The organism is Phenylobacterium sp., assembly GCF_041916435.1.
Lineage (GTDB): Bacteria > Pseudomonadota > Alphaproteobacteria > Caulobacterales > Caulobacteraceae > Phenylobacterium.
The window spans coordinates 229,911-246,206 of the sequence record NZ_JAYRZM010000003.1 but is presented as its reverse complement, the minus strand read 5'-3'; the positions used below and the strand labels follow the sequence as shown (position 1 = coordinate 246,206).

The window sequence follows — 16,296 nt, the reverse complement described above, 5'->3', positions numbered from 1 at the left end:
GCGGACGGGGAGGATATGCGCATGAAGGCCTGGCGGGCGGAGACCCTGGAGTCCATCGACGACTATCGGCTCGTCGACCTGCCGCTTCCCGAACCCGCCAAGGGGCAGGCGCGCATCCGCGTGCGCGCCTGCGGCGTGGGCTATGTGGACGCGCTGGTCTCGCTCGGCCGCTACCAGGTCAAGCCGCCCCTGCCGCACACGCCGGGCGGCGAGATCGCCGGCGTGATCGACGCCCTGGGCGAGGGCGTCGAGGGGCTGGCGGTCGGCCAGCGGGTGATGGCCCAGGCCGCCGGCGGCTTCGCCGAATACGCCCTGGCCCCGGCCGCGAGCGTGGTTCCCCTGCCGGACAAGCTGGACTTCGCCGCCGCCTCGGGCCTGCGCATCAACTATCTGACGGCTCTGCACGGCCTTCGCCAGCGGGCGATGCTGCGCCCCGGCGAGCGGCTCCTGGTGCTGGGGGCGGCGGGCGGCGTCGGCGCGGCGGCGGTGCAGGTGGGCCGGCTCCTCGGCGCCCAAGTGGTCGCCGCGGCCTCCACCGAGGCCAAGCGGGCCTTCTGCCTGGAGCATGGCGCGGACCAGGCGATCGACACCGACCCCGAAGGCTGGCGCGACCGCCTGAAGGCGCTGACCGAGGACAAGGGCCCCGACGTGGTGTTCGACCCGGTGTGCGGGCCGCTCTTCCAGCCGGCGTTCCGTTCGCTGGCCTGGGGCGGGCGCCACCTGGTGGTCGGCTTCGCCGGCGGGCCGATCCCGGCGCTGCCGGCCAACCTGCCCCTGATGAAGGGCGCGGCCCTGATCGGTGTCGACGTGCGCCAGTTCCTGCTGTTCGAGGTCGCCCGGGCCAGGACCGACCTCGCCGACCTGATGGCCTGGATCGCCGAAGGCCGGCTTTCTCCGCCGGTCGGCCGGGTCTTCACCTTCGATCAGGGGCGCGAGGCCCTAGAATTCGCCCTCTCCGGCCAGGGCGCCGGCAAGACGGTGCTGGCGATCGACTGAGCCGGCCGATCCTTATGGATCCCTTATGCGGCCGGCCCGCCTTCCATATCGAAGCTTGACGGCCTGACGGCCCAGGATCGCGGCCTGGCTATGGCAGCAGGAGGCCGCATTCCATGTCGCAGATCGAAGCCGTCGGGCAGGCGCCGGCGGCGCAGTCCGCGCGAGCCCATGGGTTCTGGGCGCTCACCCTGGGCTCCGTCGGGGTCGTCTTCGGCGACATCGGCACCAGCCCGCTCTATGCGGTGCGCGAGGCCCTGGCCCACGCCAGGGGCGGCGCCAGCGACCTGGCCGTCCTGGGCGTCGTCTCGCTGATCTTCTGGGCTCTCGTGCTGGTGGTGACGATCAAGTACCTCGTGGTGGTCATGCGGGCCGACAACCAGGGCGAGGGGGGAACCCTGGCGCTCATGGCCCTGGCGCAGCACGCGCTCGGCCGCCGCTCGCTCTGGGTGGTGGTGCTCGGCGTCTGCGGCGCGGCCCTGTTCTACGGCGACGGCCTGATCACGCCGGCCATCTCGGTGCTGTCGGCGGCCGAGGGCCTGGCCGCGGCGCCGGTCGTGGGCCCGGTGCTGGCGCCCTACGTGCTGCCGGCGGCCACCTGCATCCTGGTGGCCCTCTTCATGGTGCAGTCGCGCGGCACCGCGACCGTCGGCCGCTTCTTCGGCCCGGTCACCCTGGTCTGGTTCGCGGTGCTGGCGGCCATGGGGATCGCCTACATTCTCAAGGAGCCCCGTGTCCTGATGGGGCTCAGCCCCTACTACGGCGTGCGCCTGCTGATCAGCGACGGCTGGCTGGGCCTGGCCATCCTGGGCAGCGTGTTCCTGGTGGTCACCGGGGCCGAGGCGCTCTACGCCGACATCGGCCATTTCGGCAAAGGCCCGATCCGCACCGCCTGGCTCGCCGTGGCCTTTCCCTGCCTGATGCTGAACTACCTGGGCCAGGGCGCCCTGGTGCTGGCCGATCCGGCGGCCCAGGCCGACCCGTTCTTTCGCATGATCCCGGCCTTCGCCTACTGGCCGGTGCTGGCGCTGACCACGGCCGCCACCGTTATCGCCAGCCAGGCGGTCATCACCGGCGCGTTCTCCATGACCCAGCAGGCGGTGCAGCTTGGCCTTCTGCCGCGCCTGGACATCCGTCGCACCAGCGAGACCGTCTCGGGGCAGATTTATGTGCCCCAGGTCAACGCCCTGCTGATGATCGGGGTGATCTTCCTGCTCTACATGTTCCGCAACTCGTCGAACCTGGCCGCGGCCTACGGCATCGCGGTGACCGCCACCATGGTCATCACCGTGCTCCTGGCCTTCGTGGTGATGCGCCGCCAATGGGGCTGGAGCCTGCCCCTGGCGATCGCCGTGGCCGCGCCGCTGCTGGCGCTCGACCTGGTGTTCTTCGGCGCCAACACCCTGAAGATCGCCCAGGGCGGCTGGTTCCCGCTGCTGCTCGGCGCCTCGCTGGTGCTCGTCATGTGGACCTGGCGCACCGGCTCGGAGAGCCTGGCCGCCAAGAGCCGGCGCGAGTCCGTGCCCCTGGCCGACCTGATCCGCACCCTGCAGGCGCGCCCGCCGTTCCGCGTGGCGGGCACGGCGGTGTTCCTGACCTCCGATCCTGACGCCGCTCCGGTGGCGCTGATGCACAACCTCAAGCACAACCGCGTGCTGCACGAGCAGAACATCATCCTGTCGGTCGTCACCTCCGACGAGCCGCGCGTGGCCGAGGATCAGCGGGTGACGGTCGAAACCCTCGCCCCCGACTTCAGGCGCGTGCGCATCGCCTACGGCTTCATGGAAAGCCCGAACGTGCCCAAGGCGCTGGGCCTCGCCCGTCGCCAGGGCGTGCGCTTCGACATCATGGCCACCTCGTTCTTCCTGGGCCGGCGCTCGGTGGTGCCCACCGCGGGCGGCTCGATGCCGCTGTGGCAGGACAGGCTGTTCGTCTACCTGATGCGCAACGCCGCCAATCCCACCGACTTCTTCCGCATCCCGCCGGGCCGGGTGGTGGAGCTTGGCGCGCAGATGACGGTCTAGTCGGCCAGGAAGCGGTAGCCGACCCCAGGCTCGGTGACGATCCTCGCCGGGTGCGCCGGGTCGGCCTCCAGCTTCTGGCGCAACTGGCCGATGAAGACCCGCAGGTACTGCACGTCGGCTTCGTGCGCAGGGCCCCAGACGGCGGTCAGCAACTGGCGGTGGGCGGTCACCTTGCCGCCGGCCTCCACCAGCGCGGCCAGCAGCTCGAACTCCTTCGGAGACAAGCGCACGGGCTCGCCGCCCCGGCGCACCATCCGCTGGGCGAGGTCGATGTCGAGGTCGCCCGCCGTCACCTTCAGCACCGCCTCGCCGCGCTTCGGCTCGCGCCGCAGGGCCACCCGCAGCCGGGCCAGCAGCTCGCCCACGCCGAAGGGCTTTTCCACATAGTCGTCGGCCCCGGCGTCCAGGGCGGCGATCTTCTCGATCTCGCGGTCGCGCGCCGAAAGGATGATCACCGGCCCCGAGAAGAAGGCGCGCGCCCTGGCCAGCGCCGCCTTGCCATCCAGGTCCGGCAGGCCGAGATCCAGGATCACCGCGTCGGGCGCCTTGGCCGCCAGTTCGCGCAAGCCCGCCTCGGCGGTCAGGGCCCGCACCGGCTCGTAGCCCGACGCCTCCAGGGCCGGGGCGAGGAACCGGTGGATCTGCGGCTCGTCGTCGATCACCAGGATGCGGGGGCGGTGCAGGCTCACAAGAGGTCCCTCGGAGTGGCCACGGACTTGGGCAGGCTGATCACGAAGCGGGTTCCGTGTCCGTCGCGCACGGGGCTGGCGGCGGCGATGCGCCCGCCCATGGCCTCGACGAAACCCTTGGCGATGGACAGGCCCAGGCCAAGGCCGCGCCCCCTGTCGCTTGGCTGCTCCAGGCGGCGGAACCGCTCGAAGATCGCGCCCAGCGCCTCGCGCGGCACGCCCGGCCCTTCGTCCTCGATGGTGATCACCACGGTCTCCAGATCCTCGTGGGCGGCCACTTCGATCCGCGCCTCGGCGGGCGAATAGGCGAGGGCGTTCTCCAGGATGTTCAGCACCGCCTGCTCCAGCAGCGTCTGGTCGGCCTTCACCTTCGACAGCGGCTTGGCGAAATCGCGGGCGATGCGCTGCGCCGCGCCCTCGGGCGCCCGATCTATGGCCGAGTTGATCGCCTCGCGCACGTCCGTCCACTCCCGCCGCGGGGCCAGCGCCCCGGCCTCCAGGCGGCTCATGTCCAACAGGTCGCCGACGTAGCGGTTCAGCCGCCGGGCGTCCTCGCCAATGCTTTCCAGCAGGTCGCGCTTCACCGCCGGCGCCAGTTCGGCCTCGAAGTCCTGCAGGGTCGTGGCCGCCCCCAGCACGCTGGCCAGGGGCGTGCGGAAGTCGTGGCTGATGGAGTTCAGCAGGGCCGAGCGCAGTTCGTCGGCCCGGCGCAGCGCCGCGTTCTCCGCCGCCGCCTCCGCCAACTGCGCGCGCTCCAGCGCGGCCGCGCCCTCGGCCAGCAGCGCCTGGGTCAGCCGCCGGTCCGCGTCGGGCGCCGGCGAGGCGGCGGCGCGCAGGCCGACCACGCCCACGCGTCCATGCGCCCCCTCCAGCGGCCGGAAACGCCAGTCGCCCGCCGGAGCGTCCTCGCCCGTCTCCCACACGCCCTGCGCGGCCGAGGTGTTGGCGTCGTCCAGCGCCGACAGGCCGCCGGACGCGGCGATCACCCGCATCGTCTCGCCCGCCGGGGCCAGCACCACCGCCGCGCCGACGCCCGCGTCCTGCAGCCGCTCCACCAGCACCTGAGCCGCCTGCTCGCGGCTGGCGCTGGCCGACAGCCGCTCGCTGGCGGCCAACAGCGCCGCGACCGTGCGGGCCTCGGCGGTGGCGCGCCGGGCCTCGTCGCGCGCGCGGCCGGCCAGCCATCCCGTCGCCAGCGCCGCCAGGAAGAAGACGGCGAAGGTCACCAGATCGGCTGGCCGGGCGATGTGGAAGGTGAAGCGGGGCTCGAGGAAGAAGAAGTCGTAGCCCACCGCCGCGGCCAGGGCCGCGGTCAGCGCCGGGCCGAGGCCGAAGCTCACGGCGCTCACCAGCACCGCCGCCAGGAAGGCCATGGCCAGGTTGGCGCCGTCCAGCCGCGCCCCGGCGGCGATCGCGCCCGCCAGGGCCACCGGCGCCAGGGCGGCGGCGTGGGCGAGGGCCCGGCCCGTCCGGCCGCGCGCGCCGCCGGGGGCCGAAGCGCCGTCGGCGGTGGCGGACTCGGTCATGGAGCCAATGTAGTCCAGCGGCGGCGCGCGCGCCCTAGCGCATGTCGGGCTGGCTCGTGACCATCGGCGCGTCTGGATCGGCGGGCGGCGGCGGGGCTCGCGGCGCCGGCTCGGGGGCGGGCGGGGGCGTCACCGGCGTCGCGTTGAGCGTCACGTCGACCGGCGCGGGCGCGGCTGGCGTCGCCGCGCTCTGGGCGGGCTTGGCGGCGGCGGGCCTGGCGCTCCTCGGCCGGGCCGCGGCGACCTTCACGGGCTTTGGCCGGGCGTCGGCGGGCGTCGGCTTGGTCTCGGGCGCCTGCGCCGGCGTCGGCGCGGCCGTGGCCGCCTCGAGCGGCTGGGCCGGTGCAGCGGCGGCGGTCGCGGAGGCGGCCGTCGCGGACGCCGCCACGGCCTCGGCCGGGGTCTTCTGCGCGGGCTTGCGCATCGGCAGCAGGATCGCCGCCGAGACCGCCGCCACGGCCAGGCAGACCGCGCCGGCGATCAGCGGGGCGCGGAGCGAAAGCGGCCGCCGGCGCGGCTGGCGGCGCTCGCGCCGTCGCGGCGCGGCCGACAGCAGCATCCCGGCCGGGGTCGTCTCGATCACGTCGGCTTCCGCCGGCGTCTCCGCGGGCTGGATCTCGGCCACGACCGGCTCGGGCGCGGGCTCCGGCCTGGGCGCGGGCTGCGGCTGGACGGCGGGCTCGGCCGGGCGCGGGGCCGCGGGCGCCATCATCGCCTCCATCGGCGAGCGCGGGCGCGGCGGCGGCAGGGCCGATCCGGTGAGCACCCCGCCGCGCGCCGGCCTGGCCGCGGCCGGGGGAGCTTCGGGCGCGGCGGGCGCGGCCTTCGGCAGCGGGCCGATCCGCATCACGCCGGGCGAGGGCGAACCCCAGGTTCCGGCCCGGGCGAACGGGTTCGGCGTGTCGTCTTTTGGCGAAGGCGAAGTCATCCAGCGTCCGCGCCGCCGCACGCGGCGCGCCCAATCCATGCGGCCCGGCGCCCCCGGGCGGCCGGCGAATCCCGTGGGCCGCGACCTTCGACGCCGAGTTGGACGGCAGTGTGACAAACCCCGGGCTAGTTTTCGCCGGGCGCGCGGATCGGGACCTCGAACGCCAGGTCCGCGTCCGTGAGGCCCTCGGGCGGGGAGGGAAACGGCGCGGCCGCGCGCACCGCCGCCAGGCAGGCGCGGTCGAACGCCGGCCGCCCGCTGGAGCGCGCCAGCCGCAGCGAGACAAGCCCGCCCGAACCGTCCAGCCGGAAGGCCACCCGCGTCACGCCCGCGCCCGGCTGCGCGCGCGGCGGATGCGCCGCCAGATGGGACCAGACCTGGCGGCGGTAGGCTTCGGCGGGATCGGCGGCCGCAAGCGCGGGCGCCCTGGCCGGCGGCGCCGGCATGGCCGAGGGGCGGGCGGTGAGCGGCGGCGTTGGCGCGGGCGGCGCGGCGGGCGGCTCGGACGCCCCGGTCTTGGCGGGCTCGGCGGGCGTCTTCGGCGCCGGCGCCTTGCGCGCCGCCTGCGGCGCGGCCGGCTTCGGACGTGGCGACGCGGGCGCGGGCTGCTCGGCGCGCGGCGGGGCTAGGCGCACCAGCTGCACGTTCACCGCCGGCTGTTCGGCGATGTCCAGCGCCGGCCGGTGGGCGGCCAGCGCGGCGAACGCGGCGAGGTGGACGGCGGCCGAGGCCGCCGTCGCCGCGCCCGTCCAGGACCTGGCCCGCGCGCGCAAGCTCAGAACGCCAGGCTGAGGCCCAGGTTCACCGAGCGGCCGAGCCCCGGCAGCGGCTGGATCATCCCCACCGATCCGCCGGCCTTGTAGTCGCCGTAGGACACCCCGCCGAGCGGCAGGTCGTAGGCCGTGTCGAACAGGTTCTCCACGGCCAGGTCCGCGCGCACCCGCCCGTTGGTCCAGCTCGTGCGCAGGTTCATCAAGGCGTAGGCCGAGGTGACCGGCTCGTGGCGCAGGGCGTTCACCGCGTCCTTCTTGCCGACCAGCTCCACCTCGGCGGCGTTGGTCCAGCGGCCCTTGACCTGCTCCAGGGTCAGCCGGGCGGTGAGCGGGGTCATGTGATAGAGGTCGTCGCCGCTGTCGCGGTTCTCCCCCTTCACCCACGAGACGGTCCCGGTGAGCGTCCCGCGGCCGAGCGCCGGGCTTTCCCAAAGCCGGGCCGCGCCGCTGGCGTCGAAGCCGTAGATGAGGGCGTCGACGTTGGCGAACTTCAGCCGCACGAAGCCGTTCGACAGGTCGGCCAGCTTCACCGCGTCGATGAAGTCGTTCACCTGCGAGCGATAGGCGCTGAAGGTGAGCTGGCGCTTTCCCTCGCCCCCGGTCAGCTTCACCGTGGCGGCCAGGTTGTTCGCCACTTCCGGCTTCAGGTCCGGGTCGCCCACGTAGGAGTTGGCGTCGCCGGCGAACGAGGTCATGGCGCTGGACATCGAGCCCAGGCCCCAGGCGTAGCGCTCGTAGAGGTTGGGCGTGCGGGTCTTGCGGGCGTAGCCGAACTCCACCTGCGCCCAATCGCTGGCCTGCCACGTCGCCTTGGCGGTGACGTCGAGGTTGTCGTCGGCCCGGCCGCGGTCGCGGGCGTTGAACGCCTTGGCCGCCATGGCGTCGGCCATGCTCATCATGCTGGTCCAGGAATAGGGCTGCACCGGCCCGGCGTCGGTCTCCACGTGCTCGTAGCGGGCGCCGATCAGGGTGGTCCAGGCCGCGGCCGGCTTGGCCTCCCATTCGCCCCAGACCCCGGCGCGCTCGCGCCGTCCGCCGTTGACGTTCCAATAGGTGTCCGGGCCCATCATCATGCTGCCGGCGACGGGCGGCCACCAGTCGTCCAGGTCGGCGCGGTGGCCCTCCACGCCCAGGCGCACGGCGCCGCCGTCTGCCCGCGGGATCGACACCGACACCAGCGCCGACAGGTCGCGGCCCTGGCTCAGCATCGGCATGCCGCCGCTGGCCGAGCCGCCCTTGTCGGCCAGGAAGTTCATCTCGTGCTCCACCGAGCGCCAGCCGGCCTTGGCGGTCAGCTCGCCCCAGGCGTAGGTCCCCTCGTAGCTCAGGTCGGCGAACTGGCTGTCGTTCTCCGTCAGGTCCATGCGCTGGGTGGGAAAGCCCTGGTAGGGCTGGAACTGGCGGCCGACCTTCAGGCTCACCACCCCATGGTCCGCCGCGTAGGCCAGGGTGAGCGCCTGGTCGTAGCCGTCGAACTCGGTGGAGCGCACCCGCCGCCCGCCGCCGGTCTTGTAGTTCTCCGCGTGGTTCCAGGCGGCCTCGTAGGTCAGGCTCAGCCGCTCGCCGGCGATGGTGATGCGCCCGTTGGCGCCCAGGCCGTCGGCGACGCTGCGCCAGCTCGCGCCGATCTCGCCGTTCATCTGCACGCCGTTCGGCGAGAAGGCCGGGGCGGCGGTGGAGATGGCGATCACCCCGGCGATGTTGTCGCCGCCCGAGCTCACCGGCGACAGGGTCGGCTGGATGGAGATCTCGTCGATCCGCGCGGGCGAGACGTAGGAGCCGGGCGGGTTCATGTGGTTGGGACAGAAGGCGGTGGCCTCGGTCCCGTCCACGGTCACCAGCACCCGGTCGTCGGCCAGGCCCCGCACGACGGGAAGGCTGGAGAGCCCGCCGTTGGCCTGGACGCTGACGCCCGGCTGGCCGGCGGTCAGGGCCACCGAATCGGCGGCGCCGACCTGACGGCGGCTGAGCGCCGCGCCGGACAGGGTGATGTCGCCGGGAGAGCCGGCGGCCGGTTCGTCGGCGGCGCGGGCGGCGTCGACGGGGGGCAGTTCGGATTGGGCCTGCGCGCAGACGGGCAGGACGAAAGCGGCGGCGCAGACGCCGGCCAGCAGGGCGGCGCTGCGGCCGCGAACGGGATTGGACAAGGCTGGAGCCCCTTCTTCGATCTGGATCACGGGCGACCGCACGCGCGCGCATGCGCGGCGCGGGCGGCGCGGACTTGGCGGATCAGATCGAGAGGGGAGGGCCGGTGGCCGGCGGCGGCGGGGCGGCCAGGCCCCGGCCTGGCGCGACCACGGCCGGGACGCGCAGGTCCGGCGCGTCCGCGGTCCAGACGCTCGGGACGACCGGCGCGAGGTCGTGCGGCGAGAAGATGTGGGCGGCGCTGGCGAAGGCGCAGGGATGGTGCGTGTCGCCCTTGCCGGAATGGCTGTCCGCCGGGGCGACGGGGCCGCCCTTGGCGTCCTTCTCCAGGTAGACGGTCTGCAGGCCCTGGCCGGTGCAGAGCACGATCGCTGCTTCGCCGGCGCGGCCCGGCATGTAGCCGGCGGGAACCAGCACGCGCACCGCCACGGCCAGCATGGCCAGCGCCACGGCGGCGCGGGTCAAGGTCGTGATGGCGCCCCGGCTCGTTCCCATGGCGGCGCTGTTAGCACCAATGCGCCGGTCCACGGAAGATAGGACGAGGGCGGGGGCGCTCAGCCCTCGGCGGCGTCCTCCCACCAGGCCGGCCGCTCCACGGCCACGGCGCGGCCCTCGACGGTCAGCGCCGCGCCCTCGATCCGGTCCAGCCGCACCAGGGCCATCGCCCGGCCCGGCCGGCCCGACAGCACCTGTCCGGCGCGAAGCTCGCCCGCCAGGATCTCCGCGCCCGGCGCCGGGGCCGGGCCGTCGAACACGATCGGCGCCATGCGGCTCTTGATCTGGCCGCGGCGCTTCATGCGCGAGGTGGTCTCCTGGCCGACGAAGCAGCCCTTCTTGAAGTCGATCCCGGCCAGGAGGTCGAAGTCGGCCTCGATGGGATAGGTCTTCTCCACGCCCCAGTCGGCCGGTCCCGGCGCGCCCAGCGCCAGGCGGTGGGCCTCGTAGGCGTCCTCGTCGGCGATCGCGGCGTGCGCGGGCGCCTCGGCCCCGTAGCCGCGAAGGCCCAGCGCGCTCAGCCGCGGGTCGGCGACCCACCCGCCGCCGGGCGCGGGCAGGGGCTCGCCGAATAAGGCCGAAACCTCCGTCCCGTCGGCGGCGATCTCCACCTTGGCCCTGAGGCGATACATGGAAAGCCGGGCGATCAGGGCGGCGCGATGCTCGGCCGCCGCGTCGATCCAGGCGCTTCCGTCGTCGCGGCCGACGACGAACAGGTCATAAATCAGCCGCCCTTGCGGGGTCAGAAGCGCGCCGAACCGGGCCTCGCCGGGCTTCAGGCTCTCCACGTCCTGGGTGATCAGCCCTTGCAGGAAGCCTCGCCAGTCGGGCCCGGAGACGGCGATCAGGGCGCGGCTTTTCAGGGGCGTGAAGACAAGCGTGCTCATGACCGTGCAAATTGGGCGCTCGGCGCCTTTGGCGCCAGCCCGCAGGCCCCTATAGAAGATTCAAATGGCGCAGGGGTCCTTCCCAATCCTCTTCATCACCGCGACACGGATCGGCGACGCGGTCCTGTCGTCCGGACTCGTCCGCAAGCTCGCGGAGGAGGTTCCCGGCGCGCGCTTCACGGTGGTGGCCGGCGCGCCGGCCGCGCCGCTCTTCCGGGAAATGCCGAACCTCGAGGAACTGATCGTCTTCGAGAAGACCAGGAACGGCGGCCACTGGCTGCGCCTGTGGCGGCACGTGCGCAAGCGCCGCTGGGGCCTGGTGGTGGACCTGCGCGGCTCGGCCATCTCCACCTTCCTGCGCCGTCAGAAGCGCGCGGTCTATCGCCGCTCGCCCGGCCCGCCGGTGCACAAGGTGATCGAGGCCGCCCGGGTGCTGGGCCTGGAGGACGATCCGCCCGCGCCGTTCCTCTACACCTCGGCCCGCACCGAGGCGCACGCCGACGAGCTGACCGCCGGCGCGGGGCCGATCCTGGCGCTCGCGCCTTCGGCCAACTGGGTGGGCAAGACCTGGCCGGCCGAGCGCTTCACCCTCCTGGCCATGACCCTGCTCGGCCAGCGCGGGCCCTTGGCCGGTGGCCGGCTCATGGTGCTGGGCGCGCCGCAGGATGCTTCGGTCGTCGCCTCGCTGCGCCACATCCTGCCCAAGGACCGCTTCATCGACCTGGTCGGCAAGGTCGACCTGCTCACCGCCTACGCCTGCCTGAAGCGCGCGCGCCTGTTCGTCGGCAACGATTCGGGGCTCATGCACCTGTCGGCCGCCGCCGGCGCGCCGACGCTCGGCCTGTTCGGCCCCACCGACGAGCGGCTCTACGCCCCCTGGGGCCCGTCCGCCGCCATCGTGCGGGGCGCGCGCACCTACGACCAGATCCGTATGGTCGACCCTGGCGCCGACCAGGCGGTCTGCCACATGATGGACCTGACCGTGGACGCGGTCGCCGCCGCCGCCTTCAAACTCTTCGACGAAACCGAGCCCGCCCATGCCTGAGACCTTCGACCTGATCGTGAAAGGCGGCGAGGTGGTGAACCACGCCGGCCGGGGGCTGGCCGACGTGGGCGTGCGCGCCGGCAAGATCGCCGCCATCGGCGACCTCTCCCAGGCCTCCGCGGGCGAGGTGTTCGACGCGGCGGGCCTCACCGTCCTGCCCGGCGTCATCGACAGCCAGGTCCACTTCCGCGAGCCGGGGCTGGAGTGGAAGGAGGATCTGGAGAGCGGTTCGCGCGGGGCCGTGCTGGGCGGCGTCGTCGCCGTGTTCGAGATGCCGAACACCGAGCCCACCACCACCGACGCCGACGCCCTGGCCGACAAGCTGGAGCGCGCCAGGGGCCGCATGCACTGCGACCACGCCTTCTACGTCGGCGGCACCCATGAAAACGCCAAGTTCCTGGGCGAACTGGAGCGCCTGCCCGGTTGCTGCGGGATCAAGGTGTTCATGGGCGCCTCCACCGGCACCCTGCTGGTGCAGGACGACGCCGGCGTCGAGGACGTGCTGCGCCATATCAACCGCCGCGCTGCGTTCCACTCCGAGGATGAATATCGCCTGGCCGATCGCCGGCCGCTGGCCCGCACCGGCGACTGGACCAGCCATCCGGAAGTGCGCGACGCCCAGTCGGCCATCCAGTCCACCGAGCGGCTGGTGCGTATCGCCACGGGCCTGGGCAAGCGCATCCACGTGCTGCACGTGACCACCGCCGAGGAGGTGGAGTTCCTGTCCAGGCACAAGGACGTGGCCAGCGTCGAGTTCACGCCGCAGCATCTGACGCTCACCGCGCCGGAGGCTTACGAGCGGCTGAAGGGCTTCGCCCAGATGAATCCGCCGATCCGCGAGGCGCGCCACCAGGCCGGGCTGTGGCTGGGGATCGCCAACGGCGTCGCCGACGTCCTGGGCTCCGACCACGCCCCCCACACCCGCGAGGAGAAGGCCCGGCCCTATCCGGCCTCGCCCAGCGGCATGCCCGGCGTGCAGACCCTGGTGCCGATCATGCTGACCCACGTGGCGGACGGAAAGCTCACCCTGGAGCGCTTCGTCGACCTCACCAGCCACGGCCCCAACCGCATCTTCGGCCTGGCCGACAAGGGCCGCCTGGCGGTGGGCTTCGACGCCGACCTGACCATCGTCGACATGAAGGCCCGGCGCACCATCACCCACGACTGGATGGCCACCCGCTCGGGCTGGACCCCCTTCGACGGCTTCGAGGCCAAGGCCTGGCCCAAGGCCACCATCATCCGTGGGCAGATCATCATGCGCGACGACGAGGTGATCGCCGAGGGCCGCGGCGAGCCGGCGAGGTTCCTGGAGACCCTGGCGGAGTAGGCGCGCGGGCGCCGAGCGCGCTTGCGCGAAGGCCGGCCAGGCCGCATCCTTCGTTTCGTCCGCGCGACTGGCGCTGCGAGATGGGCCACCATCGGGGAGCGCGGGCCGTTCGACCGCCGCGCGCCTGGGCTCCACCCGCGATGCAAGGAGCTCCTATGACGTCCGCCCTTTCCAACCACCTGGCCTTCGCCGCCGTCGCCCTCGGCATGGTGCTGACGCCGGGGCCGAACATGGCCTATCTGGTTTCGCGCTCGATCTGCCAGGGCCGCGCGGCCGGGCTGATCTCGCTGGGCGGGGTGGCGCTGGCCTTCGTCTTCTACGTGCTCGCCGCCGCGCTCGGCATCACCGCCCTCGTCTTCGCCGTGCCGTTGGCCTACGACGCCCTGCGCATCGCCGGCGCGGCCTATCTCGGCTGGCTGGCCTGGCAGGCGCTGAGGCCGGGCGGCCGCTCGCCCTTCCAGGTGCGCGAACTGAAGCCCGACAGCCCCCGGCGGCTGTTCGCCATGGGCTTCCTGACCAACCTCCTGAATCCCAAGGCCGCGGTGCTCTACCTATCGCTGCTGCCCCAGTTCATCCGCCCCGGCGCGGGCGGCGTGCTGGCCCAGTCGCTGGCCCTGGGCTTCACCCAGATCGCCATCAGCGTGGCGGTCAACGCGGCCATCGTCATGGCGGCCGGCTCGATCGCGGCCTTCCTCGCCGGCCGGCCCTTCTGGGCGGCGGTTCAGCGCTGGATCATGGGCACGGTGCTGGCGGGCCTGGCCCTGCGCATGGCCGCCGAGGCGCGGCGCTGACGCCGATTGGCCCTGCGGCGCTCCGTCGCACCGGCCGCGTCCCGCCTCGACCGGCGTCGCCGGCCTTCACCGCGCCGGGAGCCGGGCGGCGGCGTCCGCGGGCGCCTTGAGGCGCGCTCTCCTGCGCCGCGCCCCGCCGCGTGCCGGCCGAGGCGTCGGCGGCCGGGGTCCGCGCGCGCGATCCCTGGCCCCGCAAGGGGTTCGCTGTGTCCTGGCGGTCGGCCCCGATCCCGCGCGGCGGCCGGTCGCTCGCTTCGCGCGCCCTCGACCCGGCGGGTCGAGGGCCGGCCTTCCGGGCCACGGCGCGCGCGGGCGGCCGGCGTCGGCGAATATCGCGGTCATGTCAGTATTCGTGAAATCTACACATGTGTCGGCTCGACACGACCGGACAAGTAGAGCTCCGGCGCATGTCTCCGTGATCGGAATACACACCTTGTTTACCTGACGACGGAACCTTCATCGGGCGCGGCGCTCTCGCTTGGGACTGGGTGCTCCCCGAGGCGCGCGCGGAGCAGAGGGGCGTTCAAGGTGTTTTCATTCGCAAGGAAGGACTCGTCGGACGAGCTGAAGGCCGCCTACGCGGACCTCAAGCTACGCTCGGAGCTGTTGGACGCGGCGTGCGGCGTCGGCCTGTGGCAGGCGATCCTATACAACGCGGACGCCAACGACCCGCGGTCGGTCTGGACCTGGTCCAACGAATTCCGCCGCCTGCTCGGCTTTCATGACGAGAGCGACTTTCCCAACGTGGTCACCTCCTGGTCCGGGCGGCTGCACCCGGACGACGTGGAGCCCACCTTCGCCGCCTTCGGCGCGCACCTGACCGACCCCACCGGGCGCGCCCGCTACGACGTGACCTATCGGCTGCAGACCCGCGACGGCTCCTATCGCTGGTTCCGCGCCATGGGCGGCTGCCGCCACGCCGAGGACGGCGTGACCATCCGCGCCTGCGGCTCGCTGGTGGACATTCACGAGCAGCGCATGGTCGAGGAGGCCTTCAAGGCCGAGCAGGCGGGCGACGCTGTGGCGATCGGCGCCCTCGCCGGCGCCCTGCAGGCCCTGTCGAAGGGCGAGCTCACCCATCGCATCGACGTGCCCTTCCACGCCAAGGCCCAGGGCCTGAAGGACGATTTCAACACCTCGCTGAAGGCCCTGGACGAAGCCATCGGCGGGGTCATGCAACTGGTGTCCACCATGCGCGCCGGCTGCCACGAGATCAGCCAGGCGTCGGACGAGATGTCCAAGCGCACCGAGCAGCAGGCCGCCAGCCTGGAAGAGACCGCCGCCGCGCTCGACGAGATCACCGCCACCGTCCGCCGCACCGCCGAGGGCGCCAAGCAGGCCGCCGACGTCACCGCGGTCGCCCGGCGCGGCGCCGAGGATTCCCTGGGCGTGGTCAGCTCCGCGGTCGCCGCCATGAGCGGCATCGAGCAGTCCTCGCGCCAGATCAGCCAGATCATCGGGGTGATCGACGAGATCGCCTTCCAGACCAACCTCTTGGCGCTGAACGCCGGGGTCGAGGCCGCCCGCGCGGGCGAGGCCGGCCGCGGCTTCGCGGTCGTCGCCTCCGAAGTGCGCGCCCTGGCCCAGCGTTCGGCCGAGGCGGCCAAGGAGATCAAGAGCCTGATCACCGCCTCGACCGAACAGGTCGGCGCCGGCGTCAAGCTGGTGGGCGACACCGGCGAGGCCCTGCAGCGCATCGTCAGCGAAGTCTCGCAGATCACCGACCTCGTCGGCGAAATCGCCGCTAGCGCCCAGGAGCAGGCCACCGGGCTTCAGCAGGTCAACACCGCCGTCAACCAGATGGACCAGATGACCCAGCAGAACGCGGCGATGGTCGAGGAGTCCAACGCCGCCAGCCACGCCCTGACCGGCGACGCCGATTCCCTGGGCGGGCTTGTCGCGCGCTTCCATGTGAACGAACTGGCCGGCGGCGCGCGGGCCGCCAACCCGGTGCACGCGGCCCAGGCCCGCGTGGCCGACTTCGCCCGCCGGCGCGCCTGAGCGCGCCGGCGCCGCGCCGCCTTACTTCGCCTTTTCGAACGGGGCGCTGATCGTCAGCGTCACGTCGTCGCCGATCATCGGCACGTAGGTCTTCACGCCGAAGTCGCTGCGCTTCAGCGCGCCGGTCACCTCGAAGCCCACCGTGTAGGCCTTGCTGAGCGGGTTGGTCCCCGAGGCCTTGAACTTGGCGTCCAGGGTCACCGGCTTGGTCACCCCGTGGAAGGTCAGGTCGCCGTCCACCTTGGCCTCGCCCGGGGCCGTCACGGTCACCTTGGTCGACTTGAAGGTGATGGTCGGATAGGTCGCCGCGTCGAACCAGGCGGCGCTCTTCAGCTCCCCGTCCAGGGTGGCGTTGGTGGTCGAGACGCTGTCCACCGGGATGCTCACCGAAAGCTGGCTGGCGGCCGGGTCCTTCGGGTCCAGGGTCAGGCTCCCGGTGGCGCCGGAGAAGTCGCCGTACCAGGTGGAAAAGCCCATGTGCGAGGTCGCGAACACGATCCGCGCGTGGTGGGTCTCCAGATTGTAGGCGCCGGCCTCCACGGCCGCTGGATCGGTGTTGAGCGCGCTCTGGGCGTAGGTCGCGCCGGCGACGGCCAGGGCGCCGACGACGGCCGCGGCGGCGATCTTGGTGGTGAATTTCATGGGTCTTGCTCGCAGGGTTGGGGGAGGAGG

The 16,296-nt window shown here is 73.1% G+C and carries 13 protein-coding genes, 2 pseudogenes and 1 riboswitch; of the genes and pseudogenes, 7 read left to right on the top strand and 8 right to left on the bottom strand.

Annotated elements, in window-relative coordinates:
• Positions 1–21: 21 nt before the first annotated feature.
• Positions 22–996 carry an NADPH:quinone oxidoreductase family protein gene (locus tag ACE3TA_RS09600; RefSeq protein WP_374572970.1) on the top strand — a complete coding sequence of 325 codons (975 nt, stop codon included), beginning with the start codon at positions 22–24 and terminating at the stop codon, positions 994–996.
• A 113-nt stretch (positions 997–1,109) separates the two neighbouring features.
• The gene (locus ACE3TA_RS09595) at positions 1,110–3,017 is read left to right on the top strand and encodes a potassium transporter Kup (protein ID WP_374572968.1); all 1,908 of its coding nucleotides are present in this window, start codon (positions 1,110–1,112) and stop codon (positions 3,015–3,017) included.
• Here ACE3TA_RS09595 and ACE3TA_RS09590 read toward each other — a convergent pair.
• The 7 genes from ACE3TA_RS09590 to ACE3TA_RS09560 all read right to left on the bottom strand — a co-directional run bounded on the left by ACE3TA_RS09590 (position 3,014) and on the right by ACE3TA_RS09560 (position 10,460).
• Positions 3,014–3,706: a winged helix-turn-helix domain-containing protein gene (locus ACE3TA_RS09590; protein WP_374572966.1), complete on the bottom strand. Its 693-nt coding sequence runs from the start codon at positions 3,704–3,706 to the stop codon at positions 3,014–3,016. The two genes, ACE3TA_RS09595 and ACE3TA_RS09590, sit on opposite strands and share 4 nt — an antisense overlap.
• A complete protein-coding gene (locus ACE3TA_RS09585; protein WP_374572964.1) occupies positions 3,703–5,232 on the bottom strand; it encodes a DUF4118 domain-containing protein in 1,530 nt (509 codons plus the stop codon). The genes ACE3TA_RS09590 and ACE3TA_RS09585 overlap by 4 nt, the downstream gene beginning before the upstream one ends.
• Before the next feature lie 34 nt (positions 5,233–5,266).
• Positions 5,267–6,160 (bottom strand): hypothetical protein, encoded by an 894-nt coding sequence (locus ACE3TA_RS09580; RefSeq protein ID WP_374572962.1) that lies wholly within the window; start codon positions 6,158–6,160, stop codon positions 5,267–5,269.
• 125 nt (positions 6,161–6,285) lie between these two features.
• Positions 6,286–6,933, bottom strand: coding sequence for a TonB family protein (locus ACE3TA_RS09575; protein WP_374572960.1), 648 nt, complete (start codon positions 6,931–6,933; stop codon positions 6,286–6,288).
• Positions 6,934–6,935: 2 nt separating this feature from the next.
• Positions 6,936–9,080: a TonB-dependent receptor gene (locus tag ACE3TA_RS09570; RefSeq protein WP_374572958.1), complete on the bottom strand. Its 2,145-nt coding sequence runs from the start codon at positions 9,078–9,080 to the stop codon at positions 6,936–6,938.
• An 82-nt stretch (positions 9,081–9,162) separates the two neighbouring features.
• A complete protein-coding gene (locus tag ACE3TA_RS09565) occupies positions 9,163–9,573 on the bottom strand; it encodes a hypothetical protein (protein ID WP_374572956.1) in 411 nt (136 codons plus the stop codon).
• A 59-nt stretch (positions 9,574–9,632) separates the two neighbouring features.
• Positions 9,633–10,460 (bottom strand): folate-binding protein YgfZ, encoded by an 828-nt coding sequence (locus tag ACE3TA_RS09560; protein ID WP_374572954.1) that lies wholly within the window; start codon positions 10,458–10,460, stop codon positions 9,633–9,635.
• A 64-nt stretch (positions 10,461–10,524) separates the two neighbouring features.
• Between ACE3TA_RS09560 and ACE3TA_RS09555 the strand changes: the two genes are divergently transcribed.
• From ACE3TA_RS09555 to ACE3TA_RS09535, 5 genes and pseudogenes are all read left to right on the top strand, one after another.
• On the top strand, positions 10,525–11,505 hold the full coding sequence (locus tag ACE3TA_RS09555; protein ID WP_374572952.1) for a glycosyltransferase family 9 protein: 981 nt from the start codon (positions 10,525–10,527) through the stop codon (positions 11,503–11,505).
• On the top strand, positions 11,498–12,832 hold the full coding sequence (locus ACE3TA_RS09550; RefSeq protein ID WP_374572950.1) for a dihydroorotase: 1,335 nt from the start codon (positions 11,498–11,500) through the stop codon (positions 12,830–12,832). The genes ACE3TA_RS09555 and ACE3TA_RS09550 overlap by 8 nt, the downstream gene beginning before the upstream one ends.
• A 53-nt stretch (positions 12,833–12,885) precedes the next feature.
• Positions 12,886–12,969, top strand: a riboswitch (ZMP/ZTP riboswitch).
• A gap of 18 nt (positions 12,970–12,987) precedes the next feature.
• The gene (locus tag ACE3TA_RS09545; protein WP_374572948.1) at positions 12,988–13,623 is read left to right on the top strand and encodes a LysE family translocator; all 636 of its coding nucleotides are present in this window, start codon (positions 12,988–12,990) and stop codon (positions 13,621–13,623) included.
• A gap of 528 nt (positions 13,624–14,151) precedes the next feature.
• Positions 14,152–14,556, top strand: a pseudogene (locus tag ACE3TA_RS09540) (PAS domain-containing protein); the annotation flags it as partial.
• A 36-nt stretch (positions 14,557–14,592) separates the two neighbouring features.
• A pseudogene (locus tag ACE3TA_RS09535) lies at positions 14,593–15,624 on the top strand (methyl-accepting chemotaxis protein); the annotation flags it as partial.
• Positions 15,625–15,645: 21 nt separating this feature from the next.
• On the opposite strand, the gene ACE3TA_RS09530 reads toward ACE3TA_RS09535, so the two are convergent.
• Positions 15,646–16,266, bottom strand: coding sequence for a YceI family protein (locus ACE3TA_RS09530; protein WP_374572946.1), 621 nt, complete (start codon positions 16,264–16,266; stop codon positions 15,646–15,648).
• Positions 16,267–16,296: the final 30 nt, after the last annotated feature.